We start from the raw sequence: 24,982 nt of genomic DNA, 5'->3' as shown, positions 1-24,982 counted from the left end.
CAAAACCAGGCAGCCCATCCATGTCCTTTAACCACTACTACCAAAGCGAACTCACCGCACTTCGCCAGTTAGGTCGTCGTTTCGCCGAGCGTAGCCCGGCGTTGGCGCCTTTCCTTGGTCAGGCCGGGCGGGATCCGGATGTGGAGCGGTTGCTGGAGGGTTTTGCCTTTCTGACTGGCCGTCTGCGCCAAAAGCTCGACGACGAGTTGCCGGAGCTCAGCCACTCGCTGATGCAGTTGCTGTGGCCGAACTACATGCGGCCGCTGCCGGCGTTCAGCATTTTGCAGTTCGACCCGTTGAAGCGTTCCGGGCCGGCGTTGAGGGTTGAGCGTGATACGCCGGTCGAGAGTGTGCCGGTCGATGATGTGCGCTGCCGTTTCCGTACGTGCTACCCGACCGAGGTGTTGCCGCTGGATCTGGCTGCGCTGAATTACTCGGTGAAGGGTGACGGTTCGCTGTTGAGCCTGCGTCTGGAGATGAGCGCGGATGGTCACCTCGGCGAGTTGGAGCTGAGCCGTCTGCGTCTGCACTTTGCCGGTGAGCGTTACATCAGCCAGATGCTTTACCTGAGCCTGTTGCGCAACCTCGAAGGCATCGAGCTGATCCCGCTGGACGGCGCCGGCAAGCCCATCAACGGCGTAAGCGGTCAACCGATGGCGTTCAAGATGCCCGGCGACCGTGTGCAGCCGGTGGGTTTTGCCGAAGAGGAAGCGTTGATCCCGTATCCGCTGAACACCTTCCGCGGCTATCGCTACCTGCAGGAGTATTTCGCTTTCCAGGACAAATTCCTGTTCGTTGATATCAACGGTCTGGACCTGCTCAAGGCATTGCCGGAAGACACCCTCAAGCAAATGCGCGGCCTTGAATTGCGCTTCGATATTCGCAAGAGCGGCATCATGCGGATGCGTCCGACCCTGGACAACGTGAAGCTCTATTGCACGCCGATCGTCAACCTGTTCGAGCACGATGCACTGCCGATTCGCCTCGACGGCAAGCAGGACGAATACCTGCTGCTGCCGGCCGAATACGACCTGGAAAACTGCGGCGTGTTTTCGGTGGAAACCGTGACTGGCTGGAAGCCCGGCGGCCTCGGTTATCAAGAGTACGTGCCGTTCGAATCCTTCGAGCACGACCCGAGTTTCGACGTGCCCAACAGCCGTCCGCATTACAGCATCCGCCAGCGTTCGTCGTTGCTGCACGACGGCCTCGACACCTACCTGAGCTTCGGCATCCGCCACACCGAAGCCCATGAAACCCTGTCGATCGAGCTGATGTGCACCAACCAGAACCTGCCGCGCAAGCTCAAGCTCGGCGACATCCGCATGGCCTGCGAAGAGACGCCGGAGTTTTTGAGTTTCCGCAATATCACCCCGGCTACCTCGAGTTTCGCGCCGCCGCTGAACCGCGACTTCCTCTGGAAGCTGATCAGCAACATGTCGCTCAACTATCTGTCGCTGGCCGACGTCAACGCGTTGAAGGTGATTCTCGAAACCTACGACCTGCCGCGCTACTACGACCAACACGCGGAAAAAGTCAGCAAACGCCTGCTGGGCGGGCTCAAGTCGATCAAGCACCAGCATGTCGACAGATTGCACCGAGGGTTGCCGGTTCGCGGGTTGCGCACCGAGCTGACCATCGACCCGGAAGGGTATATCGGGGAGGGCGACCTGTTCGTGTTCGCTTCGGTTCTTAACGAGTTTTTCGCGCTTTACGCCAGTCTCAATTCGTACCACGAGCTGCGGGTAAAAAGCACACAGGGAGAGGTGTACCAATGGACACCACGTATGGGCCTGCAGCCCCTGCTTTAAGCGGGCTGACCCGGGTAATACGCGAGTACTCGCTGTTTCAGGCCGTGCTGCTGGTGATTGACCGGCTGCGCGATGCACACCCGCACCTGAGCGAAGACGACCTGTACGACCAGCTGGAATTCCAGGCCAACCCGAGCCTGGGTTTCCCTGGCAGCGACGTCGATCGCGTGGAGTTTTTCGAAGAACACGGGATGAGGCGCGCGCGTCTGCGTTTCAACCTGATCGGCCTGGTCGGCTCCGGTTCGCCGTTGCCTGCGTTTTATGGCGAACAAGCGCTGGGTGACAGCGAAGACGGCAACCCGACCCGTAACTTTCTCGACCTGTTTCACCATCGCCTGCAACGGCTGATGCTGCCGATCTGGCGAAAGTATCGCTACCGCGCCAGTTTCCAGAGTGGCGCGCTCGACCCGTTTTCGGCGCAGTTGTTTGCCCTGATCGGCCTCGGCGGCGAAGAGATCCGCAAGGCCCAGGAACTGAACTGGAAACGCCTGCTGCCGTACCTCGGCCTGCTCAGCTTGCGGGCGCACTCGGCGGCGTTGATCGAAGCGGTGCTGCGCTACTACTTCAAGCACGCCGAGCTGACCATCGAGCAGTGCATCGAGCGCCGCGTCGAAATCCTCGACGAGCAGCGCAATCGCCTCGGTCGCGGCAACAGCATGCTCGGCGAAGACCTGGTGCTGGGCGAACACGTGCGCGACCGCAGCGGCAAATTCCGCATTCACATCCGCGAGCTCGACTGGCAACGCTTCCACGAATTCCTGCCGATCGGTTTCGGCTACCAGCCGCTGTGCGCGCTGGTGCGGTTCACCCTGCGTGACCCGCTCGATTACGACATTCGCCTGGTGCTGCGCCAGGAAGAAATCCGCGAACTTCGCATCGGTGAGCAGAACGCCTGTCGCCTGGGATGGACCAGTTGGCTCGGCCGCGAAAAAGCGGACGGCGTGGTGACCCTGGGCAGCAAAATTCATTAAGGACAGATGACACATGATCAACGTAGACCTGCAACAACTTATCCAGGCGCTGGACGCCGAAACCCGTCGTGACCTGGAAAGTTCTGCCGAACGCTGCGTCGCCCGTGGCGGCAGCAAGATCCTCGTCGAAGACTTGCTACTGGGCCTGCTGGAGCGTCCGCAAGGCCTGCTCGCCCGGGCGTTGCAGGATGCCGAAGTGGACGCTGGCGAGCTGAGCGCCGCGCTGCAATCGCGGGTCGAGCACAGCGCCTCGCGCAACCCGGTGTTCGCCCCGGAACTGGTGCAGTGGCTGCAGGACGCCTTGCTGGTGGCCAACCTCGAACTGGGCCAGAGCCAGGTCGAGCAGGCCGCGTTGATCCTCGCATTGCTGCGCAACCCAATGCGCTATGCCGGCAGCCGTTATCAGTCGTTGCTGGCCAAGCTGAACATCGAGCGTCTGAAAGAATTCGCCCTGTCGCAGAAAGAACAACCGGCCACCGGCAAACCGGCGGTGCCCGGCGAATCACTGCTGGAGCGCTTCACCCACAACCTGACCCAGCAGGCTCGCGACGGCAAACTCGACCCGGTGCTGTGCCGCGATGGCGCGATCCGTCAGATGGTCGACATCCTCGCTCGTCGCCGCAAGAACAACCCGATTGTGGTGGGTGAAGCGGGCGTCGGTAAAACCGCTATCGTCGAAGGACTGGCCTCGCGCATCGCCGCCGGTGAAGTGCCGCAAGTCTTGAAAGGCGTTGAGCTGCTGTCGCTGGACATGGGCCTGTTGCAGGCCGGCGCCAGCGTCAAAGGCGAGTTCGAACGTCGCCTCAAAGGCGTGATCGACGAAGTCAAAGCCTCGCCGAAGCCAATCATCCTGTTCATCGACGAAGCCCATACCCTGATCGGCGCTGGCGGCAACGCTGGCGGTTCCGACGCGGCCAACCTGTTGAAACCGGCCCTGGCCCGTGGCGAGTTGCGCACCATCGCCGCCACCACCTGGGCGGAGTACAAAAAATACTTCGAGAAAGACCCGGCCCTGGCCCGTCGTTTCCAACCGGTGCAACTGCACGAACCGACCGTCAGCGAAGCGGTGACCATTCTGCGTGGCCTGGCTCAGGTCTACGAGAAGAGCCACGGCATCTACCTGCGCGATGACGCGGTGGTTGCCGCGGCTGAGTTGTCCGCCCGTTACCTGGCGGGTCGTCAGCTGCCGGACAAGGCTGTCGATGTGCTCGACACCGCCTGCGCCCGCGTACGCATCAGCCTCGCCGCCGCCCCGGAAAGCCTGGAACGCCTGCGTGGCGAACTGGCCGAAGGTGGCCGTCAGCGTCAGGCCCTGCGTCGTGACGCCGAAGCCGGTCTGCTGATCGATCACGAAGCGCTGGACGCTCTGGAAGATCGCCTGGCTGATGCCGAAGACGAAAAGGTCGCCCTCGAAACGCTGTGGACCGAGCAGAAAGAACTGGCCGAGCGCCTGCTGGAGCTGCGTCAGCAACTGGCCAAGGCTCGCGAAGCCGCTGCTGTCGAACCGAGCATCACGGTTGAAGAAGACGCCGAAGGCAACGTGATCGAAACGTTGCCGGTGGACGAAGCGCAAAGCGTTGAAACCCTGGAAACCGCGCTCAACGAAACTCACAAAGCTCTGACCGAGCTTCAGGTCAAAGAACGCCTGGTGAGCTTCGAAGTCTGCCCGCGTCTGGTGGCCGAAGTGATCAGCGCCTGGACCGGTGTGCCATTGGCGCAACTGGCCCGCGAACACAACGCCAAGGTCGCAAGCTTCGCCACCGACCTGCGCACGCGCATTCGTGGTCAGGAACAAGCCGTTCACGCCCTTGATCGCTCGATGCGCGCCACCGCTGCAGGCCTGAACAAGCCGGATGCCCCGGTTGGCGTGTTCCTGCTGGTCGGCCCGAGCGGCGTCGGCAAGACCGAAACCGCGCTGGCCCTCGCCGATTTGTTGTACGGCGGTGATCGTTTCATCACCACCATCAACATGTCCGAGTTCCAGGAGAAGCACACCGTGTCGCGTCTGATCGGTGCGCCGCCGGGCTACGTCGGTTACGGCGAGGGCGGCATGCTCACCGAAGCCGTGCGGCAGAAGCCGTACTCGGTGGTGTTGCTTGATGAAGTCGAAAAAGCCGACCCGGACGTGCTCAACCTGTTCTACCAAATCTTCGACAAAGGCGTGGCCAACGACGGGGAAGGGCGCGAGATCGATTTCCGCAACACGCTGATCCTGATGACCTCGAACCTGGGCAGCGACCGCATCAGCGAGCTCTGCGAAAACGGCGCGCGGCCGACAGCCGAAGTCCTCGAAGAAACCATTCGCCCGGTGCTCAGCAAACACTTCAAGCCGGCATTGCTGGCGCGCATGCGCGTGGTGCCTTACTACCCGGTGGGCGGCCCGGTGCTGCGTGAGCTGATCGAAATCAAACTCGGTCGTCTGGGCGAGCGCCTGAACCGCCGTCAGCTGGATTTCACTTACTCCCAGGACCTTGTCGATCACCTGGCTGAACGCTGCACTCAAAGCGACAGCGGTGCACGCCTGATCGACCACTTGCTCGACCTGCATGTACTGCCGCTGGTGGCCGACCGTTTGCTCGATGCGATGGCCACCGGTGAAAGCCTCAAGCGCGTGCATGCGACGCTCGACGGCAATGCCAGCGTGACGTGCGAGTTCGCCTGAGGTGGGTGTGATGTTCACTCAAGTGCCGCAACCGCTGGTCTATGCCGAAGCCTTGCTGGCGCAGTTCGCCAGCCTGTCGCGGGCGGCGGACAGCGCTGTGCTGCTGGGTGACTTCGTGCGCGGCCTGGCCGAGCTCAGCGGTTGCGAGCTGACGCAGTTGTACCTGCTGGATGCGACCCACACTTGCCTGGGGATGAACGCCGAGTGCCTGAACGGCGTTCTGCAACCCCGGGAAGGGGCCAGCCTGCCGGCGGATTACAACGGTGAACAACTGCTGCAATTCGCCTTGTGCCAGAACCGCGTGGTGTGCCTCAGCGAGCTGAGCGGCAGCCTGCACGAAACCAGCTTCCTGCCGCCCCAGGCCACGCCCTGGCAGTCGCTACTGTGCGTGCCGCTGGTCAATCAGCAGAAGGCTGTCGAAGGTTTGCTGCTGTGCGCCAGTCGCCGGGTAATCGACCTGCAAGGCTTTGCCGATTCCCTCGGTCAACTGGGCTCGTTCGTGCTCGGCCAACTGCACTTGCTGCAGCGTTTGCGTCAGCCGAACGGTGATACACGCCCGGCGCCGCTCAACGTCCCGAGCGCCAGCGGTTATGGCCTGATCGGCAAGAGCGCGGCGATGCGCCAGACCTATTCGCTGATCAGCAAAGTCCTGCACAGCCCCTACACCGTGCTGCTGCGCGGTGAGACCGGCACCGGCAAGGAAGTGGTCGCGCGGGCGATTCACGATTGCGGCCCGCGCCGGTCCCAGGCGTTCATCGTGCAGAACTGCGCGGCGTTCCCCGAGAACCTGCTGGAAAGCGAGCTGTTCGGCTACCGCAAAGGCGCCTTCACCGGTGCCGATCGCGACCGTGCCGGGCTCTTTGATGCAGCCAATGGCGGCACCTTGCTGCTCGATGAAATCGGTGACATGCCGTTATCGCTGCAAGCCAAGTTGCTGCGGGTATTGCAGGAAGGTGAGATCCGCCCGCTGGGTTCCAACGACACCCACAAAATCGACGTGCGGATCATTGCCGCGACGCACCGGGATTTGTCGGTGCTGGTCAGCGAAGGCAAGTTCCGCGAGGACTTGTACTACCGCCTCGCGCAATTCCCGATCGAACTGCCGGCCCTGCGTCAACGCGAAGGCGACATCCTCGACCTGGCGCGGCACTTCGCCGACAAGGCTTGCGCGTTTCTGCAGCGCGATGCGGTGCGCTGGTCCGACGCGGCGCTGGATCACCTGTCCGGTTACGCCTTTCCCGGCAACGTTCGCGAACTCAAAGGCCTGGTCGAGCGCGCGGTCTTGCTGTGCGAAGGCGGCGAGTTGCTGGCCGAGCATTTCTCCCTGCGCATGGAAGCCATGCCGGAAGACAGCAGCCTGAACCTGCGTGAACGCCTGGAGCAGGTCGAGCGAAGTCTGCTGCTCGACTGCCTGCGCAAAAACGACGGCAACCAGACCCTCGCCGCCCGCGAACTCGGGCTGCCACGGCGCACGCTGCTGTACCGCCTCGGGCGGCTGAATATCAATTTGGGTGACTTCGATGGCTGATCTCGATTTCTACAACCCGACCACTCAGGTTGGAATGCCCCCTGTGGCTGGCGAATTCCCTGTGGCGAGGGAGCTTGCTCCCGCTGGGCTGCGCAGCAGCCCCAAAACCCTGCGCCGCGGTGTGGCAGTCAAACCGCACCCTCTGTTTTACGACTGCTTCGCAGCCGAGCGGGAGCAAGCTCCCTCGCCACAAAGGCGATGCGCAAGGCCTCTGGCTGGAGCGCTCGAATCCACCTCATCTGCTTCTGATAGCGCCACCCGAAAGGGTCGGCGCTTTGTGCTTTGTCTACCTCTGGAGACCCTCTGATGCCTGTTCGTCACTGGCAAGCCGTCCTGCTGACCTTCGTCGTTCTATGCGGCCTCGGCGGCTGTAGCGGCAATTACAAATACAACGACAACACCTATCGCCCATTGGGTGATCCGCAGGCGGTCAATCGCGGCAAGTGACCGCAAGGAGCATCATCATGGAACTGGTTTTCGAAATGCTGAACACCAAGCAGTTCGTGCCCACGGATTTGTGCCAGAAGACCTTCAAACAGGCCGGTGGCGTGATCGGCCGGGGCGAGGACTGCGACTGGATCATCCCCGACCGCAAGCGTCACCTGTCTAACCACCACGCGGTGATCAGCTACCGCGAAGGCACGTTTTTCCTGACCGATACCAGCAGCAACGGTATCCAGGACAGCGAAAGCGGCGCGCGCCTGCGCAAGGGCGAGCCGATGCGCATCGAACACGGCAGCGTGTATGTGCTGGGTGACTTCGAGATTCGCGCGCGACTGGTGCGCGACCCGGCGACGTTCGACGTCGAAGTCGGCCGTCCGCAGGCCGCGGGCAGCATCATCCCGGACGATGCGTTCCTCGACCTTGACCCGCTCAATGCCCTCGACCAGCAAGAACGCGTGTACTCGGAGATCGAGGAGCTGATTTCCCCGAGCACGGTGATCGAGGACACCCGTCAGCGTGCCGACTACGCGCGCATCGACATGGAAAGCCTGATGGTGCCGGAGCTGATCGCCGCCCCGGCAGAACCAGCGCCAGCCCCGCTGCCAAAAGCGGTTGAGCGTCAGAGCGAAGGTTTCTGGGAGCACTTCGGGGCGGCGTTGGGCGTGGACCTCAAAGGCCTCGACCACGATGCCCGCGAAGCCCTGGCCCTGAACGCCGCACGCCTGCTCAAGCAGAGCGTCGGCGGTTTGCAGCAGAGCCTGCGCACCCGCAGCGAGCTGAAAAACGAACTGCGCCTGGCCCAGACCACCGTACAAGGCAGCCAAAAGAACCCGTTGAAATTCGCCGTCGATGCCGGCGAAGCGCTGGGCATTCTGTTGCAGGGCAACAAGCCGGGCCAATTGCCGGCCGAGCAAGCGATCTCCCGTGCGTTCCGCGATTTGCAGGCGCATCAGGTGGCCTTGCTGACCGCCAGCCGCGCCGCTGTTCGCGGCACCCTGGAGCACTTCTCGCCGCAACAGCTGACCCTGCGTTTCGAGCGAGACAACAAGCCGTTGCTCGCCACCTCCGGCAGTCGCTGGAGAGCTTATGGGCGTTATCACCAGGCCCTGCGTCAGGACGATGACTGGAGCGAACGTCTGTTGGCCCGCGACTTCGCCCAGGCCTACGAAGAACAGATCCGCCTGATTTCCACCCTTCACACCGACCACCAAGGATGATGCGCATGTCTCGCTGTTCCACCGCTTTTTTCAAGATGCTGACTGCGTTCGCTGCTTTGGTGCTGCTGGCCGGTTGTTCGTCGCTGTCGCCGTATTCCACCGTGACCAAACTCAACCTGAAGCTGACCGCCAGCGATCAATTGAACCCGGACCTCAACGGTCGTCCATCGCCGATCGTCGTGCGCCTGTTCGAGCTCAAGCACCCGGTGGCCTTCGAGAACGCTGATTTCTTCAGCCTCTACGAACGCGCCAAGGAATCCCTGGCCCCGGACCTGGTGGCCAGCGAAGAACTGGAACTGCGCCCAGGCGAAACCGTCGAGCTCAAGCTCAGCGTGGAAGAGGGCAGCCGTTACGTTGGCGTGCTCGCCGCCTACCGCGACCTGCCGGAAACCAAGTGGCGCTACACCGTGCAAATCACTCCGGTGCAAGTCACCGCGGCTGATCTGACCCTCGATCAGGCCGGCATCCGCAACACCCATGAAACGCTCGCCAAGGCGGATGACTGAACATGAATGCCCATAAAGTCATTTGGCAGGAAGGCATGCTGCTGCGTCCGCAGCACTTCCAGCACAACGATCGTTACTACGACCACCAGATGAAGACCCGCACCCAGTTGCTGGGCAGCTACACCTGGGGCTTCCTCAACCTGGAAATCGACTTGCAGTTCCTCAACATGGGCAAACTGGTGATCAGCCAGGCCTCGGGGATTCTGCCGGATGGCAGCCTGTTCGAACTGGGCGGCAACACCGAGCCGTTGGCCCTGGACGTGCCGCCGAACACCGGCAATACGCCGATCTACCTGGCACTGCCGTTGGTGACGGGTAACCACATCGAGGCCCGCCGCCCGGAGCAGTCCGACGTGCTGGCGCGCTACACCGCGTATGAAGCGGAAGTGGCCGACTCCAACGCCGGTGACGACTCCGCCAGCCAGGTCAGTTGCGCCCGTCCGGACTTCAAGCTATTGCTCGGCGAGCAGCAGAGCGATCAGGCCTACGTGAAACTGAAGATCTGCGAAGTGCTCGACACCACGCCTGACGGCGTGATCAGCCTCGACCCGGATTTCGTGCCGACCTACATTCAGGCGCACTCGTCCAGCTACCTGCTGTCATGCCTCAAAGAAGTGATCAGCATGCTCGGCCACCGGGGCGACACCATCGCCGACCGGATCCGCTCCAACGGCAAGGTCGGCGGCGCGGAAGTCGGCGACTTCATGATGCTGCAACTGATCAACCGCACTGAACTGTTGCTGCGCCATTACCTCGGCCTGGAACAGGTTCACCCGGAAGAGTTGTACCGCACGCTGCTGACCATGCTCGGAGATCTGGCGACGTTTTCCAGCGACAGCAAACGCCCGCGTCTGGACAGCCGTTACCAGCACAGCGACCAGGGCGCGAGCTTCCGCAAACTGATGGAAGCGATTCGTCAGGTGCTGTCGATGGTGCTCGAACAGCACGCCATCGAACTGGTTCTGCAAGCGCGTCAGTACGGGATCATCGTGTCGCCGTTGCACGACCACAAACTGCTGGGCTCGGCTTCGTTCGTGCTCGCGGCCAGTGCCAACTGCGACTCCGAAGAACTGCGCCATCGCCTGCCGGCGCACCTCAAGGTCGGCCCGGTGGAGCGCATCCGCCAACTGGTCAACCTGCACCTGCCGGGCATCAAGGTCAAACCGTTGCCGGTGGCCCCACGGCAGATCGCGTTCCACTCCAACAAAACCTATTTCATCCTCGAACTCAGTTCCGAAGACCTGGCGCAACTCGAACGCTCCGGCGGCTTCGCGTTCCACGTGTCCGGCGAATTCGCCGAGCTTGAACTGAAATTCTGGGCCATCAGGAACTGACCGACATGATCAAGGACATGGAACACACCCAGGACGACAAAACCGTCCTGCTCGACCGCCAGGGCCACGGCCCGGCCTCGAGTCCGCTGACTGACTTCGCGGCACCGCCGCGTTTTGAACAGTTGGAAGAACGGATGATCTACGCCGCGCGCCTGCGCCCGGCCGAAGCGTTCAACATCAGCCTCAATTCGCTGGTGGCGGCGGCGTCCGAGCTGCTGTCGGAAGTGGTGCGGCTCAAACACAGCGACACCCGCGAAGACCTGTACGCGCTCAACGAGCGGCTGACCGCCGGGCTGAAACTGTTTGAAGTGCGGGCGCTGCACAACGGTGCTGAAAGCAGCCAGGTGATGGCCGCCCGTTATGTGCTCTGCACCGTGGTCGACGAAGCTGTCGTGACCACGCCGTGGGGCAACGAAAGCGAGTGGTCGCAGATGAGCCTGCTCAGCAGCTTCCACAACGAAACCTTCGGTGGCGAGAAGTTCTTCCAGCTGCTGGATCGTCTGTCGAAAAACCCGGTCAAGCACCTGCCGATGCTGGAGCTGATGTACCTGTGCCTGTCCCTCGGCTTCGAAGGCAAGTACCGCGTGCAAGCCCGCGGCATGCTCGAACTCGAAGGCATCCGCGACGCTTTGTATCGGCAGATTCGCCAACTGCGCGGCGACGTGCCTCGCGAATTGTCGCCGCATTGGGAAGGCTTGAACGATCAGCGTCGCAGCCTGGTGCGCATCGTGCCAGCGTGGATGGTGGTGCTGTTCACCGTGGTGTGCCTGGTGGTGATGTATTCGGGCTTTGCCTGGGTGCTGGGCGAACAACGCGAAACCGTTCTGCAACCTTATCAGCAGCTTGATCCGGCCACGGCTCAGCCGCAGCCGAAGCCGTAAACAGGGACGTGTGATGAAAAAGTTTTTCAAGAAAGTCGGCGCATTCCTGCGCCAGACCTGGGTATGGACCCTGTTGCTGGTGCTGTTCGTTGCGCTGCTGGTGTGGTTCGTCGGGCCGCTGCTGGCGGTCAATGACTACAAATTCTGGGAAGGTTCGACCTCCCGTTTGCTGACCATCAGTGTGCTGTTCCTGATCTGGGGCCTGACCATGGTCTTCGTCAGTTGGCGCGCCGGTGTGCGCAAAAAGGCTGTGGAAGCCACCGAAGACGGCCAGGACCGCATTCGCCGTGAAGAGCTGATCGACGAAGAAGAGAAAGAGTTGAAGGTGCGTTTCAAGGACGCCCTGAAAACCCTGAAGACGTCGAGCCTGTATCGCGGCCGCAGTGAACGCTGGCGCAGTGATTTGCCGTGGTACTTGCTGATCGGCCCGCAGGGCAGCGGCAAGACCAGCCTGCTGGACTTCTCGGGCCTTGAGTTTCCGATCAACAAGATCGACCGCAAACTCACCCGCGACACCCTCGGCACGCGGCATTGCGACTGGTACTTCGCCGACCACGGCGTGCTGATCGACACCGCCGGGCGTTACCTGACCCAGCCGGATGCCGAAGTCGATGGCAGTGCCTGGAGCACCTTGCTCGACCTGCTGCGCAAGCGTCGCCGCAACCGCCCGTTGAACGGCGTGCTGGTGACCATTCCGGTGGAAACCCTGCTGGGCGGCAGCGAGCAGGACCTCGAAACCCTGGCCCGCCAGGTGCGTGCGCGCCTGCAAGACGTGCATCAGAAACTGCACGTCGATGTGCCGATTTATCTGGTGTTGAGCAAGGCCGATCGCCTGCTCGGTTTCGACGAGTTCTTCGATCAACTGACCCGCGAAGAAAGCGATCAGGTCCTCGGCACCAGCTTCCGCAAAGAGCAGAGCGGCACCGATGTGGCCGTGCTGCGCGCCGAGTTCGAAGAGCTGCTGCGTCGCCTCAACAGCCAGGTGATCATGCGCATGCACCAGGAGCGCGACACCCAGCGCCGTGGCCGCATCCTCGACTTCCCGCATCAACTGGGGCAGATCGGCGAGCGCCTGTGCCTGTTCGTCGACCTGGCGTTCACCGGCAACCGCTACCAGCGTGTCAGCCAGTTGCGCGGTTTCTACCTGACCAGCGCACCGCACCTGACTCAACAGATGGACCAGACCACCGCCAGTATCGGCGCCAACCTGGGCATGAGCGCCGGCATGCTGCCAACCCTGCGCAGCGGCCGTTCGCGGTTCATTCACCATTTGCTCAGCCGGGTGATCTTCCCCRAGGCCGACCTGGCCGGTCTGGACAAGCGCGAGCGCAGCCGCATCCATTGGGGTCAACGTGCCCTGTACGTGGGCGCACTGGCGGCATTGGCGCTGTTCGGCATGCTCTGGGCGGGCGGCTTCTCGGCCAACTATGAGCGTCTGGAAAACCTGCGTTCCCTGGCACAAACCTGGAACCAGCAACGCTCGGCCCTGACTGCGCGCGATGATTCCATGGCGGTGCTCAAGACCCTCGACACCAGCTACGCGGCGACACAAGTGTTCCCGAACAAAGGTGACGTGTCGTACCACGAACGTGGTGGCCTGTACCAGGGCGAAGACGCCAATCCGGTGGTCAAGAGCGCCTACGAGCGTGAGCTCGAAGCGCAACTGCTGCCAAGGGTTGCGACGCTGCTGGAAGGGCAGATCCGCGCCAACATGAAGGACCGCGAACGCCTGCTCAACAGCCTGCGCGCATACCTGATGCTGAACATGAAAGATCGCCGCGATGCGGCATGGCTCAAGGATTGGGTCGCTACCGAATGGTCCCAGCGTTACGCCGGCAACACCGCGGTGCAGAACGGTTTGAACACCCACTTCGAGCGTTTGCTCAAGCAGCCGTTTATCTACCCGCTCAACGAACAACTGGTGGCGCAGGCGCGTCAGGTGCTGCGCAGCGAGTCGCTGGCCAACGTGGTTTACCGGATGCTGCGCGAGCAGGCTCGCAACCTGCCGGAATACCGCCTGAGCCAACACATCGGCCCGCAGGGTTCGTTGTTTGTCGGCACCGATTACGTGATTCCGGGGTTCTACACCCAACAGGGTTATCAGCAGTATTTCTCGGTCCAGGGTTCGGCGCTGGTCACCGATATCCTGCGTGACAACTGGGTACTGGGCGAAGGCTCGGGCATCAGCGGCATGGACTTGCGTCGCTTGATGGTCGAACTGGAGCAACTGTACTTCCGCGACTACGCCAACTTCTGGAGCGAAGCGGTCGGCCAGGTGGCTCTGCCCGCGATCAGCGATTTCAGTGAGGGTGCCGAGCAACTGGCGGGCCTGACGTCGGCCAATTCCCCGGTGCTGCAACTGCTGGTGGAAGTGCGCGAGAACACTCGGTTCCCGGCGGAAGCCGAACCGGTTGATGAGGCGGCCGATGCCGCTGCAAAACTGGGCGAGCAGAAGGGCAAGCTCGGCAAGTTGGGCAAACTGGCGTCGGCCGCAGCGGACGCGGCGTCTGACATGGCCGCGACCAAAAACCTGCCGGACACCGCGAAGAAATCCCTGCAACGTCGCTTCGAACCGCTGCACCGCTTGCTGGATGACAACAACGGCCCGGCCGCTGATTTGACTCCGGCCCTGCAAGCCCTCAACGACCTGCAAATGCAAATGGCAAGCCTGGCCCGCGCCAGTTCGCCAGAGCAGGCTGCGTTTGAAATGGCCAAGACCCGCATGAGCGGCCAGCGTGATGCGCTGAGCAACCTGCGCAATGCGTCGAACCGTCTGCCGCGTCCGGTGAGCGTGTGGTTCAACGTGCTGGCCGAAGACACCTGGCGTCTGGTGCTCAACGATTCCTACCAGTACCTGAACCAGCGTTATCAGAGCGAGCTGTACAGCTTCTACGGCAAGGCGATCAACAAGCGTTACCCGTTCAGTGCCCACAGCACCAGCGACGTCGCGATCAGCGACTTCCGCGAGTTCTTCAAGGCCCAAGGCATCGCCGATCGGTTCTTTGATACCTACATGCGTCCATTCGTCAGTGGCGACCCAGGCAACTACCGCCTGCGCAGCATTGACGGTCACAGCATGCCGATCTCCAAGGTCTACCTCGACCAGATGGCCGCGGCACAAGTGATCCGCCAGAGCTTCTTCGCCATCAACCCGGCCGAGCCGCAAGTGCAGTTCAAACTGGAGCCGTACACCCTCGACCCGGCGGTCAGCCGTTCCGAGTTCAAGTTTGGCGACAAGACCATCGAATACCGCCACGGCCCGATCGTGCCGGTGTCGTTCAAATGGCCGACCGATGCCGAAGACGGTCGCACCAGCCTGGTCCTCGACAAAATGGCTGGCCGCCCGATCGGCATCGAGAAGAACACCGGCCCATGGTCGCTGTTCCGTCTGTTCGACCTGATGCAGACCGAGTACCTGACCGGTCGCGACGTGCTGGTGCTCAAGGCAGACGTGGGTGGCCTGCGCGCCAACTACTTGCTGTCGAGCCAGCGCACGCCGAACCCGTTCGACATGGGCGTGCTGCGCACCTTCCGTATGCCGGTGCAGCTCTGATGCTGGTTGCCAGCCCCTGGCGCAGCGCTGCGCGTACCGATCCGGGCAAGGTTCGGGCGCGCAACGAAGATGCCTTTCTCGACTGTCCACAGCAGGGGCTGTGGGTGGTCGCGGACGGCATGGGCGGTCATCAGGGTGGCGACATCGCCAGCCAGTTGATCGTCGCCAGCCTGGCGGAATTGCCGGTGCAGGACGACTTCGACGAACGACTCAAAGGCATTCGCCAGTGCTTGCACTGGCTCAACCGCCGCTTGGGTCAGGAGTTGACCGTCACCGCCGGCCGTCACGACAGCATCATGGGCAGCACCGTGGTGGCGCTGCTGGTGGAAGGTAATCGCGCGGCCTGCATCTGGGCCGGCGACAGCCGCTGCTACCTGTGGCGCGGCCAGCGTTTGTATCAGCTGTCCAAGGACCATTCGCTGCAACAACAACTGATCGACGAACAGAACATGAGCGTCGAAGACGCTCGCGCGCATCCTGCCGCTCATGCGCTGACCCGTGCGGTCGGCGCTGCCGAGCAACTGACGCTGGATGTGTTGGAACTCGAGGTCTATCCCGGCGATGCGTTTCTGTTGTGCAGCGACGGTTTGTATCAAGGGCTGACCAGCGATGCCCTGGGCAACGCCCTGAGCCTGACCGCGCCGCACGTTGCGCTGGAGCGTCTGTTCGACGGCGCTCTGCGTGGCTCGGCCCGGGATAACCTGACTGCCGTGGTGATCCGCCAATGACTGAACTCATGCCACCGATCGACGACCTGCTGGTGACCGAGGAAGAAGCCAATAACCTGACTTACTTCGCTTTCGCCACGTCGCTAAACGGAAAGCCGCATCAGGCCAAACCTGCGCTGGCGCCGACCCGGGCCAGCATCAGTGAACTGCCCGACGTGCTGGCGGGACGTTACCGCATCGAGCGTCTGCTCGGGGCTGGTGGCATGGGCGCGGTTTACCGTGCACGGGATCTGCTGCGCGAACAGTTCGGCGATCCCGACCCTTACATTGCGCTGAAAATCCTCAGCGAAGAATTTGCCGAATCGCCGGACGCCAGTGCCTTGCTCTACAGCGAGTTCACCCTGACCCGACGACTGCGCCACGACAACGTGCTGCGTTTGCACACCTTTGAAGTGGACACCGACTGCCAGCGTGCCTTCATCACCATGGAACTCATGCGTGGGCTGACCCTGGACAAATTACTCTGCGAGCGGCCCCTGGGTCTGCCGTGGTTCGAGCTGCGCGACATCGCGCTGCCGCTGCTTGATGCGCTGGCCTACACCCACGCTCGCGGCGTGCTGCACGGCGACCTGAAGCCGAGCAACGTGATGCTCAGCGAAGAGGGCGTGCGTCTGTTCGACTACGGCCTCGGCCAGGCCGAAGAGGGCATCTTGCCCGGCCTGCCGCACCTGAGCCGCGACCGCTTCAACGCCTGGACCCCCGGCTACGCCGCCCCCGAACTGCTTGAAGGCCAGCCACTCTCGGCCAGCGCGGACGTGTACGGCGTGGCCTGCGTGCTCTATGAATTGGCGGGCGGCAAACACCCGTTCCGCCGCTTGCCGTCGACGGAAGCCCGCGACGGGCGCCTCGACCGCGAGCTGCACGCACCTCGGAATCTACCCAAACACTGCTGGCCAGCCCTGCGAACGGCGCTGGCTTTCGATGCGGCCAAGCGCACCATCACCGCCGCCCAATTGCGTGACGCCCTGGGCGCCACTTCGTCTTTGCTGCAACGCCTGCGACTGCGGGCGTAACGGATGACTACCGAACAGGGAGCAAGCAATGTTCAACTCAGCTAACGAAACGCACTTCAGCCTCACCGTCGAAGACTATGTGGGCGACCTGCAAGTGCTGTCGTTCACCGGCACCGAAGGCATCAGCCAGCCGTATCGCTTCGACCTGGAACTGGTCAGCGAAAACCCGGACCTGGACCTGGAAAAACTCCTGCACAAGCAGGCGTTCCTGGCGTTCGACCCGAAAGGCAGTGGCATCCACGGCCAGATCTACCGCGTCGCCCAAGGCGATGCCGGCAAGCGCCTGACCCGCTACAAAATCTCCCTGGTGCCGCACCTGCAATACCTGCATCACCGTACCAACCAGCGCATCTACCAGCAGATGTCGGCGCCGAAAATCATCGCCCTGATCCTCGAAGAACACGGCATCAAGGGTAACGCCTACCGCTTCCAGCTGAGCACCCCGTGCCCGGACCGCGACTACTGCGTGCAATACGACGAAACCGACCTGCACTTCGTCCAGCGCCTGTGCGAAGAAGAAGGCATTCACTACCACTTCCAGCACAGCGAAAAAGCCCATCTGCTGGTGTTCGGCGACGACCAGACCGTGTTCCCGAAACTCGGCCAGCCCACCGCCTACGTTCAAGGCAGCGGCATGGTCGCCGACGAACCGGTGATCAAAGGCTTCAAACTGCGCCTGGAAACCCGCACCGGCCGCGTCACCCGCCGCGACTACGACTTCGAAAAGCCCAACCTGCGACTCGAAGCGGCGTACAAACCCGACGGTGAAAGCACCGAACCGGACCTCGAAGACTACGACTACCCCGGCCGCTTCCTCGACCGTGCCCGCGGCAAATTCCTCAGCCAACGTGCCCTTGAACGCCACCGCGCCGACTATCAACAAGCCGAAGGCCGTGGCGACCAGACCACGCTCGTCAGCGGCCACTTCCTCGAAATCTCCGACCACCCACGCACCGAGTGGAACGACCTCTGGCTGCTCACCGAAGTCGTCCACGAAGGCAAACAGCCGCAAGTGCTCGAAGAAGCGGTGACCAGCGACACCACCGACAACAAAGACGACTTCCACCAGGGCTACCGCAACCGCTTCCTCGCCACCCCGTGGAACGTGTTCTACCGCCCGGCCCTGGAACACCCAAAACCCCGCGTGCTCGGCAGCCAGACCGCCATGGTCACCGGCCCCAAAGGCGAAGAAATCCACTGCGACCAATACGGTCGCATCAAAGTGCAATTCCACTGGGACCGCGAAGGCCTGGCCGACGACAAAACCAGCTGCTGGATGCGCGTCTCTTCGAGCTGGGCCGGCGACCGTTATGGCGCCATCGCCATCCCGCGCATCGGCATGGAAGTCCTCGTCACCTTCCTCGAAGGCGACCCCGACCAACCGTTGGTAACCGGTTGCCTGTACCACAAGGAAAACCAGGTTCCCTACGACCTGCCGACGAACAAAACCCGCACCGTCTTCAAAACCCTCAGCTCACCGGGGGGCGGTGGGTACAACGAACTGCGGATTGAAGACAAGAAAGGGGCGGAGCAGATCTTTATTCATGCCCAGCGGGATTGGGATGAAAACATCGAGCACGACCAGAAGATTCGGGTGGGGAATGAACGCCACGATACGGTGGTGAAGAACACCTACACCGAGCTGAAGGCCGAAGAACACCGCACCACCATCGCCGACCGCAAGACTGAAGCGCGGATGGATGATCACCTGACGGTTGGGCAGAACCAGCACATCAAGCTTGGGACTGCGCAGCTGACCAGTGCCGGGAAGGAAATACACCTCAAGGCTGGGGACAAGATTGTTATCGAAGCGGGGATGGAGCTGACGGTAAAAGCGGGCGGAAGCTTCATCAAGCTCGATGCCGGTGGGGTTACCGTGGTTGGGCCGGTGGTGAAGATTAATGCTGGTGGATCGGCGGGGAGTGGGACCGGGATTGGGATTAAGCCACCGGTACTGCCGGGGGCTGCGGATAAGGATAAGGCGGGGAGTTTGATGGATCAGGCGTTGGGGAATGCGGCGCCTGAGAAGGTTAAGCCTATCGTTGATTACCCATTCTCCCTGTAACCCAAAATATGCTCTGAGCAGTTAACCAAGGATTAGGAAACGAACACATGATAATTAGCCCTCCTTTTTTACCGGCACCTTTGGCCGGAGAAAGTGATGAAGCTTTCATAGCAAGAGCGATGCTAGGAGGTACGCCAGGAGACGGCAGCTATCCGCTAAGCTTCGATCTTAACTGGCACAGCGGTATCCATTTAACGGCACCCCGTGAAGGCGCTGATGCACTTCCCGTTCGAGCGATTGCGGACGGAAAATTAGTATATTTTCGCCAGCCAGCGGAGCAGTCAAGTGATGCCGATGAGCCGCTGTATTATCGCGAAAGTTGGACGGATAATGGTTGCATTGTTCTTAGGCATGAAACAGAAATAGGTGAGGGAGATAATTGTAAAGTTGTTTATTTTTCCATCTATATGCATTTGTCAAAGTTGCTGATAACGCCTGCTCCGGTAATAGGTGCTCAAATATACCGTAAGGATGAGTTAGGGCGGGCAGGGAAAATATATGGGCAGCCAGACAAAATCCATTTTGAAATAATTGCTAGTGAAGTGGATAAGCTTGTTGGACGAATCACCCCAGCTCTAGAATATAAAACCACCAGTGGCCGCCAAGGAAGCTGCTGGGGGGACATGCATTTTTTCTTGCCATCCGAAGCGGTTTGTTACGCAGAACATCCGGCAAACTGGGTAGAAACTAATAATGTTAGTGCTGTTGTTGCTCGCCCGCAGGAAGATTTGTTTGTTCGCATGCGGTACGAGAAAGGAAAGTGTGTACTAAGCACATATACTGAGAAAGGTGGGCTGCTTGGTGAATTTACAGAAGCAGATAATTTTGAATATAAACTTTTCGAGACTGCTAATGAGCGATTTGCGGCATGTCCCAGTGCAGGTTTTGAGCTGTTGCGCTTCGGTCGTGTGCTAGGACCTGATGCTCTTCAGCCGGTAGCAGCAGCGCATTGGCGTCAGATTTTTCTTCCCGCAGGTAATGCTTGGGTTAATTTAAATGGGTCAACAGTTAGCTGTTTTAGTGATTCGGACTTCCCCAGTTGGCAGGGTTGGCAACTGATTGATGATGATGTTGATACCGATAGTCACTGTCAGTCTTCTCGTATAAGGGAGTTACTGAAACTTAATGGGAATGAGCAGTTTCCTGACGACACGGATGCAATTTCAATTGCTAGCTCCTCTGCTTATTCGGGGATGTCGGCGGAAGAAAAAAACGCTCTGTCTGAGCGCTATGTTATAGAGCGCTCTCGCAATACTGAGATTCTTAGTCTGGCCGAGAGCCAAGAGAAGTTGAAGCGCTGTATAGTTAAATTTCCTAGCGAATGGAATAAGGGTGACTTTGACGCTAGATATGGTTGGCTGCTGAAAGTCGCAGAGGGAGGGGCTTTGCCTCAAGTGAGCTATGATAAACTTAAAGCTCATCAAGAAAAATTAGCATTTTGGGAGGAGGCAGCGTTAGATGGGATAACGTCAAATCATTGGCACTTCCCGCCGAAAGAGTTTATAGCTACTTTCCGAAAGTGCGGTTGGTTGAGCAGGAATGAGCTCGTTCAGTTGCTGCCAATGAACTCGTTGCGAAAAGCAAGCCCAACCTGGCAGTGGGAGTCCGTAAGCTTGCCAAATGCTTCAACAATGCTTTCCAGTTCAAATGCAGATGCTTTAACGCGTCGTGTTGACCTGAATAAAGCACTGCGAAAATTTCTTGTTGTAACTCCAGTAAGGCTGGCATGTTTTTTTGGCAATGCGACACAAGAAACCCAATGGTATCAAAAGCTTCATGAAGGAAGTCCGTACTGGTATAAGCCATGGGATGGTAGGGGGTTCCTGCAGTTGACTCATGCGAGTAACTATATTAAGTATTGGAAGTTTAAGGGTGAGCCTGTCAGTCAGCAAATTTCGCAGACATTAGCAACCCACACCACAATGGCAAATAATAATAGGCCGATAGTTAACGGCAATAAATCTATGTATGACCCTACAAATTCTTTAAGTGACGCTTCAACTGGTATCCCACAAGCAGTTATTGCAAAGCGGGAAGCTGTGAAAACCTCGTTTGATGCTGCAAACAGTGCCGGTGCCTACTGGGCGTGGTCTGGGGCTTCTAAGCAGGCGGATGGCTACTACAGTTCTACAAGTAGTACATTGAGAGCATTAACGACGAATGCACAGACTAAACATTACTACGAAAATACAGCGTTTGGGAATGTCGCTGCGACTGTTAATCTCGGTTCGCCATCATCTAATTTTGCATCGATATGGGGAGTTCAAGCGCGTTTCCTCGCGTTTGCAAATGCGCAAGTAGTACTGCTTGATCATTTGGTATTTCCAACATCAACTGGCTCTTTATCTAATACCCCACAAGACTTTGTTCGTCGGAGCATTGAATAGTGAAAAAAACAAGCAGATGGCACGTATCTATAGTCGGATGTTTGATTTCGGTGCCGGTATTTTCCTCTGATACAGGGCAAATTTCTGTCGTGGATATAGGAAATCAACCAGGTTATTCTGCTTATGCTTCTGGAAAAGCAATAGCTGCAATACATCAGGGTAATTGCAGCTATTCTATGGTATTGCTTGAGAATCAGTATGTAAAGTTCAATACTCCTGATGTTGTATTTCTTGAATCAAAAACCATGCCGAAAGACAAAAGTTGGCCGTATCTCACACAGGCGGAAATGTCTGCTGGATATAATTGGAGCTTCAAGAAAGATGGTGGCCTGGAATCAAAGTGGTTTGGGCTGATGTGTGATGGTACAGAGAACTTCGATCTGCAGGGTGCTAGCATAAGTTCTAATTCAGGAGAGGTTAGTCCAGAACTTCAGGATGTGAAAGAAGCTAATAATCTTAAGTGTCCCGCGACGTTGACAGGCAAAGGGTGGGTGCCAAATAATAATGCAGGACGACCGGGAGAGTATATTTTTCAAGAACTCAATGGTGCTAACTGGTCGGGATTTATATTTGGTTTTAGAGATAAGATGAAAGACAGTATCGCTCGTGTAAGTTTCTGTCTGGTTCGAGATAGTAATGTTCTGGTAGGCGCAGCTGAAAATTATTCCAAGCCATTGTTGCTCAACCAAAAAAGCTTCGAGGAAATAAAGGCTACGTTGGAAACCGTGAAATTCTTGCAATGATTGGGTCGGCGTGAAGATGTCAGGAGTAAAAATAGCGGAAAAAGTGGACGGATTTATTTGTTGGGTAGGTTTAGCTGTCGATTAATAAATCTGTCCACATTTGGTCACTATTTCAGATCTTATAGAGTATGAGTATTTGCAGATGTTCAAGAGTAGAACCGCTGTTTTTTTTCTGTCGTTTTTATCGTCAGGCATTGCTGTGTCTTCTCCAGGTGCTGAGTCGTATGTAAAAAAAGATGTCATGGATTGTGAAGGAATTAAAGTTGAGTTGGTGTCGAGTTGCCAGAAAGATACGGTAGAGATATCCCAGCCGCATGGGGGGCTGCCTGTATGTACTGATCAAGTTATTAATATAAGTGGTAAAGAAAATCGTCGTAAAATTGATAAGGTCTCTCAGCTTACAGACTCCGGAAGAAAGGTTAAGTCTTTATCAAATGTTGTAGTTTCTATGGCTTGTATTAAAGGCAGCAAAGAAAGCGTGGTGTCTATAGGTGGTTTTGGTGGATGCGGCTCTTGCCCTGAGTGGCATGGTTATTACTCAAAGGAGGGGAGGCTGATTTATCATGTTTTTAGTAATTCATATAAGTTATTTGATACTTCCGGATCTTATGAAGACTTGCTTAACAAGTATGGTGTTAAGGAGAGGGATCTAGTTGACGAGAGTCGGTTTGCGCAGAAAGTTGAATATGACAATCCTTAATCTCTTCTGAGTAAAGGGGTGGATTTATTTGTTGCGCTCAATGGCTTTGATCATGGTGGGGAGCTTAAATAGATCAGTCCTGGTTGTTTCGATACTGCTCAGTGGCTTTTCGTTTTTCGCGTTTTTACCGATTGCTCAATCAGAACCTATGAATATATGCGGAGTTGTAATACCCGATATTCCTGGCTTCGAATTAAGCGTGAGGGTCGAGGGTGGGGTTTGTTATGGTGAACTTGTTTCGAACGTCAATTTAAATCCAGATATTTTGACGGAGGAGAATGTTTTCTTAATTGAGTCAGTTATTTTTGAGAAAAGCTTGGCTGCGTCTGGGCGTTTCGATAGTAGTGGTAAATATATATACAGCTACGCCGCCGATGAAAATTTTCGTCAAGGGCCGGAAACGGGATCGGTAGACCTTGTTCATTCATTTGCGTCAGGTACTGCCGCAGTCAGAGTAATAGCGTCTCCTTTTATGCTTTGGGTTTCTGATGAAGAAATTTCTGCTGCTAAAAGTAAATTTTCGTTGGACAAAGAAGGCCTGTGGTTTGACTGCTTCTATGGGCTAAAAGGTATAAATGGTGCCACGGTGAAGTTTTCTGCTTGTGTGCCAAGATCTAATTTGAAAGGCGATCCTCAATTGTCTGACATTAAGTCATCATTTGAGAAAATTACAGCTAGTAAAAATTAGATTTAAGGAAAGGGTATGGGTTTTTTGTTGCATTCGAGGGATTTGGTCTTTAAAGCGGCGTAAAGAGTTTTTTCTCGATTATTATCGCGAGAAGTGCAAGGTTTTCGAATTTTTGGTAAAGCAGGATGTAGTGATGACGATGCACGTTGTGTTTTTTCGTAATCTATTGTTTGCGTTTATGTCGATTTCAATTTCTTCAGTGTGTTTTTCTCACGATGTCCGCTGTGAGGATGCCGCCGGTGAGAAAAGTCGTGAGTGCGCGGAGTCAGCGATGAAAGATGCGGATCGAGCTCTCAATGAAAGCTACGAGGCTGTGATTGATAGAGCCGGGGTTCGGTATATTTTTCAATACCAATCACAACATGAGGTACATAAAGCTTTTCTAGTTCGATTGAAAAATTCTCAGCGCGCGTGGCTAAAGCTGAGGGATACGAACTGCGTGCTAGAGGGTTTTGAAAATGAATGGGATAAAAAAGCCTATTCTGAAGATGTCGATAGGTGCGTGGCAAAGATGAGTCTGGAAAGAGCTGCCTATTTGAACGGCATTCTACCTGCGAGTTGATAGTCTTCGAACAGTGGTTGGTGTTATTAAATAGAGGCTGGAAAGCTGCGCATGACGCGGGCATTGAGTTTTGTGGTTTGATATTTTTAGAGGACTCAATGAAATGAGGTTTGCTGTTTTTTGCTCGTTGATGATGACTTTTGCATTACCAGCCAGCGCAGCCCTCCAGGACGGCCAGTGCGCGGTAGGGCCTGCCTCCGTTGAAAGCCAATAACAGCCTTCCTCTCTCTGTGACTAGTGCCAAGGCGCGCCCTTTCTCCTGAACGGATTCAAGATGAAAAAGCTACTCCCGTTACTCATATTCTTCCTCCCCCTGACAGCCCACAGCCAAGTCACCTCCGACAACTACTGCTTCGAAGGCACCAACTCGATCAAGTTCGAGTTCCGAACCTTCTACGACCACGACAGCAATTGGTCGGGTGGTTTCGTCAAATACGCCAAGTCGAAAACGCCGATTTCCATCGTACTGACGGATCATCAGGAAGAAATACTTGCCCCGGACGCACCCACGCAAAATACCAGTACCTGGTCCGAGATTGTCGACGGCAAGGTCACGGGAACCTATGAGTGGGTCACCCAAGCGGCGATGAGCGTTTCGATGGTGTACACGAAGAAGTCCAACGGCAAGGAATACAGTTTCCTGCTTAACCCCAACATCGACGTTTCTCTGGAAGGTGGTTGCAAGTGGGAGCAGGGCGATCAATGACTCGGGTGAGTTTGGGTTTGGCGCTGTTCGGGTTATTGGGTTCGGCGTCGGCGGGGGCCGAGGTAACATCGTTCAACCCTGTTAAAAACGTTGAAGCGATGTTGGAAGTGAACGGGCCGAAGGTGACGGTGACGGTTCAAGTCGATGCTCGCGAGCCGCGAACCATCGACTTTGCCGCTGAAAAATCCCTGCACGTCGCTATCGATGATTTCAACTTCGATGGCATGAAAGATTTTTCTGTCTGGCAGATCGACGACGGCATGGGTACCTACACGATCCACCGGATTTTCATCTACCGGCCGAAAACCGCTGACTTCGAGGAAGTGCAGCCAGATTGTGGCGATGGTTTCGTCAATCTCCGTGTAGATAAGAAACGCAAAGTCTTGCTCAGCACCTACTGGGGAATGGACGGGCCGCAGTCATGCGTGACGCGCTTTCACAAGCGCTGAGCCTGAACCCGTCACGGTAAACGTTTAACGCTTGTGC

The 24,982-nt window shown here is 58.0% G+C and carries 20 protein-coding genes; all 20 read left to right on the top strand.

Annotated elements, in window-relative coordinates:
• The first annotated feature begins 20 nt into the window (after positions 1 to 20).
• The 20 genes from tssF to AC1DIS_RS07585 all read left to right on the top strand — a co-directional run bounded on the left by tssF (position 21) and on the right by AC1DIS_RS07585 (position 24,945).
• Positions 21 to 1,808 carry a type VI secretion system baseplate subunit TssF gene (gene tssF, locus AC1DIS_RS07680; RefSeq protein ID WP_019650073.1) on the top strand — a complete coding sequence of 596 codons (1,788 nt, stop codon included), beginning with the start codon at positions 21 to 23 and terminating at the stop codon, positions 1,806 to 1,808.
• Positions 1,772 to 2,779, top strand: coding sequence for a type VI secretion system baseplate subunit TssG (gene tssG / locus AC1DIS_RS07675; protein WP_018927440.1), 1,008 nt, complete (start codon positions 1,772 to 1,774; stop codon positions 2,777 to 2,779). The genes tssF and tssG overlap by 37 nt, the downstream gene beginning before the upstream one ends.
• Positions 2,780 to 2,792: 13 nt before the next feature.
• Entirely contained in the window at positions 2,793 to 5,441 is a 2,649-nt protein-coding gene (gene tssH / locus AC1DIS_RS07670) for a type VI secretion system ATPase TssH (RefSeq protein WP_018927441.1), read from the top strand.
• 10 nt (positions 5,442 to 5,451) lie between these two features.
• Positions 5,452 to 6,969, top strand: a complete 1,518-nt coding sequence (locus tag AC1DIS_RS07665; protein ID WP_018927442.1) for a sigma-54 interaction domain-containing protein — start codon at positions 5,452 to 5,454, stop codon at positions 6,967 to 6,969.
• Positions 6,970 to 7,275: 306 nt separating this feature from the next.
• The gene (locus AC1DIS_RS07660) at positions 7,276 to 7,416 is read left to right on the top strand and encodes a hypothetical protein (protein WP_018927443.1); all 141 of its coding nucleotides are present in this window, start codon (positions 7,276 to 7,278) and stop codon (positions 7,414 to 7,416) included.
• 17 nt (positions 7,417 to 7,433) lie between these two features.
• The gene (gene tagH / locus AC1DIS_RS07655) at positions 7,434 to 8,630 is read left to right on the top strand and encodes a type VI secretion system-associated FHA domain protein TagH (RefSeq protein ID WP_018927444.1); all 1,197 of its coding nucleotides are present in this window, start codon (positions 7,434 to 7,436) and stop codon (positions 8,628 to 8,630) included.
• A gap of 5 nt (positions 8,631 to 8,635) precedes the next feature.
• Positions 8,636 to 9,136, top strand: a complete 501-nt coding sequence (tssJ, locus tag AC1DIS_RS07650) for a type VI secretion system lipoprotein TssJ (RefSeq protein WP_018927445.1) — start codon at positions 8,636 to 8,638, stop codon at positions 9,134 to 9,136.
• A 2-nt stretch (positions 9,137 to 9,138) separates the two neighbouring features.
• Positions 9,139 to 10,470, top strand: coding sequence for a type VI secretion system baseplate subunit TssK (gene tssK / locus AC1DIS_RS07645; protein WP_018927446.1), 1,332 nt, complete (start codon positions 9,139 to 9,141; stop codon positions 10,468 to 10,470).
• 5 nt (positions 10,471 to 10,475) lie between these two features.
• Positions 10,476 to 11,351, top strand: a complete 876-nt coding sequence (gene icmH, locus AC1DIS_RS07640; RefSeq protein ID WP_019650077.1) for a type IVB secretion system protein IcmH/DotU — start codon at positions 10,476 to 10,478, stop codon at positions 11,349 to 11,351.
• A gap of 13 nt (positions 11,352 to 11,364) precedes the next feature.
• Positions 11,365 to 14,904, top strand: a complete 3,540-nt coding sequence (tssM, locus tag AC1DIS_RS07635; protein ID WP_477780809.1) for a type VI secretion system membrane subunit TssM — start codon at positions 11,365 to 11,367, stop codon at positions 14,902 to 14,904.
• Positions 14,904 to 15,632, top strand: coding sequence for a PP2C family protein-serine/threonine phosphatase (locus AC1DIS_RS07630; RefSeq protein ID WP_019580447.1), 729 nt, complete (start codon positions 14,904 to 14,906; stop codon positions 15,630 to 15,632). Before tssM ends, AC1DIS_RS07630 begins: the two co-directional genes overlap by 1 nt.
• On the top strand, positions 15,629 to 16,645 hold the full coding sequence (locus AC1DIS_RS07625) for a serine/threonine-protein kinase (RefSeq protein WP_477748455.1): 1,017 nt from the start codon (positions 15,629 to 15,631) through the stop codon (positions 16,643 to 16,645). The genes AC1DIS_RS07630 and AC1DIS_RS07625 overlap by 4 nt, the downstream gene beginning before the upstream one ends.
• 28 nt (positions 16,646 to 16,673) lie before the next feature.
• Positions 16,674 to 18,710 carry a type VI secretion system Vgr family protein gene (locus AC1DIS_RS07620; RefSeq protein ID WP_477748456.1) on the top strand — a complete coding sequence of 679 codons (2,037 nt, stop codon included), beginning with the start codon at positions 16,674 to 16,676 and terminating at the stop codon, positions 18,708 to 18,710.
• A gap of 47 nt (positions 18,711 to 18,757) precedes the next feature.
• Positions 18,758 to 21,097: a M23 family metallopeptidase gene (locus AC1DIS_RS07615; protein ID WP_477748457.1), complete on the top strand. Its 2,340-nt coding sequence runs from the start codon at positions 18,758 to 18,760 to the stop codon at positions 21,095 to 21,097.
• Positions 21,097 to 21,840: a hypothetical protein gene (locus AC1DIS_RS07610; RefSeq protein ID WP_477748458.1), complete on the top strand. Its 744-nt coding sequence runs from the start codon at positions 21,097 to 21,099 to the stop codon at positions 21,838 to 21,840. Before AC1DIS_RS07615 ends, AC1DIS_RS07610 begins: the two co-directional genes overlap by 1 nt.
• Before the next feature lie 142 nt (positions 21,841 to 21,982).
• The gene (locus AC1DIS_RS07605; protein WP_477748459.1) at positions 21,983 to 22,540 is read left to right on the top strand and encodes a hypothetical protein; all 558 of its coding nucleotides are present in this window, start codon (positions 21,983 to 21,985) and stop codon (positions 22,538 to 22,540) included.
• Between the two features lie 40 nt (positions 22,541 to 22,580).
• The gene (locus tag AC1DIS_RS07600; protein WP_477748460.1) at positions 22,581 to 23,228 is read left to right on the top strand and encodes a hypothetical protein; all 648 of its coding nucleotides are present in this window, start codon (positions 22,581 to 22,583) and stop codon (positions 23,226 to 23,228) included.
• Between the two features lie 133 nt (positions 23,229 to 23,361).
• Positions 23,362 to 23,790 carry a lysozyme inhibitor LprI family protein gene (locus AC1DIS_RS07595; RefSeq protein WP_477748461.1) on the top strand — a complete coding sequence of 143 codons (429 nt, stop codon included), beginning with the start codon at positions 23,362 to 23,364 and terminating at the stop codon, positions 23,788 to 23,790.
• A gap of 274 nt (positions 23,791 to 24,064) precedes the next feature.
• Positions 24,065 to 24,496 carry a hypothetical protein gene (locus AC1DIS_RS07590; RefSeq protein ID WP_477748462.1) on the top strand — a complete coding sequence of 144 codons (432 nt, stop codon included), beginning with the start codon at positions 24,065 to 24,067 and terminating at the stop codon, positions 24,494 to 24,496.
• Complete coding sequence (locus AC1DIS_RS07585) at positions 24,493 to 24,945, top strand: XAC2610-related protein (protein ID WP_477748463.1); 453 nt, start codon at positions 24,493 to 24,495, stop codon at positions 24,943 to 24,945. Before AC1DIS_RS07590 ends, AC1DIS_RS07585 begins: the two co-directional genes overlap by 4 nt.
• Positions 24,946 to 24,982 lie beyond the last annotated feature (37 nt).

The sequence above is a fragment of the Pseudomonas sp. 05N433 genome (genome assembly GCF_056396925.1).
This window is presented reverse-complemented; position numbering and strand designations above follow the sequence as displayed.

Bases quoted from the DNA above. Each gene is read 5' to 3' on its own strand.
- tssF (WP_019650073.1), top strand. From the start codon at position 21: ATGTCCTTTAACCACTACTACCAAAGCGAACTCACCGCACTTCGCCAG.
- tssG (WP_018927440.1), top strand. From the start codon at position 1,772: ATGGACACCACGTATGGGCCTGCAGCCCCTGCTTTAAGCGGGCTGACC.
- tssH (WP_018927441.1), top strand. From the start codon at position 2,793: ATGATCAACGTAGACCTGCAACAACTTATCCAGGCGCTGGACGCCGAA.
- AC1DIS_RS07665 (WP_018927442.1), top strand. From the start codon at position 5,452: ATGTTCACTCAAGTGCCGCAACCGCTGGTCTATGCCGAAGCCTTGCTG.
- AC1DIS_RS07660 (WP_018927443.1), top strand. From the start codon at position 7,276: ATGCCTGTTCGTCACTGGCAAGCCGTCCTGCTGACCTTCGTCGTTCTA.
- tagH (WP_018927444.1), top strand. From the start codon at position 7,434: ATGGAACTGGTTTTCGAAATGCTGAACACCAAGCAGTTCGTGCCCACG.
- tssJ (WP_018927445.1), top strand. From the start codon at position 8,636: ATGTCTCGCTGTTCCACCGCTTTTTTCAAGATGCTGACTGCGTTCGCT.
- tssK (WP_018927446.1), top strand. From the start codon at position 9,139: ATGAATGCCCATAAAGTCATTTGGCAGGAAGGCATGCTGCTGCGTCCG.
- icmH (WP_019650077.1), top strand. From the start codon at position 10,476: ATGATCAAGGACATGGAACACACCCAGGACGACAAAACCGTCCTGCTC.
- AC1DIS_RS07630 (WP_019580447.1), top strand. From the start codon at position 14,904: ATGCTGGTTGCCAGCCCCTGGCGCAGCGCTGCGCGTACCGATCCGGGC.
- AC1DIS_RS07625 (WP_477748455.1), top strand. From the start codon at position 15,629: ATGACTGAACTCATGCCACCGATCGACGACCTGCTGGTGACCGAGGAA.
- AC1DIS_RS07620 (WP_477748456.1), top strand. From the start codon at position 16,674: ATGTTCAACTCAGCTAACGAAACGCACTTCAGCCTCACCGTCGAAGAC.
- AC1DIS_RS07615 (WP_477748457.1), top strand. From the start codon at position 18,758: ATGATAATTAGCCCTCCTTTTTTACCGGCACCTTTGGCCGGAGAAAGT.
- AC1DIS_RS07605 (WP_477748459.1), top strand. From the start codon at position 21,983: ATGTTCAAGAGTAGAACCGCTGTTTTTTTTCTGTCGTTTTTATCGTCA.
- AC1DIS_RS07600 (WP_477748460.1), top strand. From the start codon at position 22,581: ATGGCTTTGATCATGGTGGGGAGCTTAAATAGATCAGTCCTGGTTGTT.
- AC1DIS_RS07595 (WP_477748461.1), top strand. From the start codon at position 23,362: ATGACGATGCACGTTGTGTTTTTTCGTAATCTATTGTTTGCGTTTATG.
- AC1DIS_RS07590 (WP_477748462.1), top strand. From the start codon at position 24,065: ATGAAAAAGCTACTCCCGTTACTCATATTCTTCCTCCCCCTGACAGCC.
- AC1DIS_RS07585 (WP_477748463.1), top strand. From the start codon at position 24,493: ATGACTCGGGTGAGTTTGGGTTTGGCGCTGTTCGGGTTATTGGGTTCG.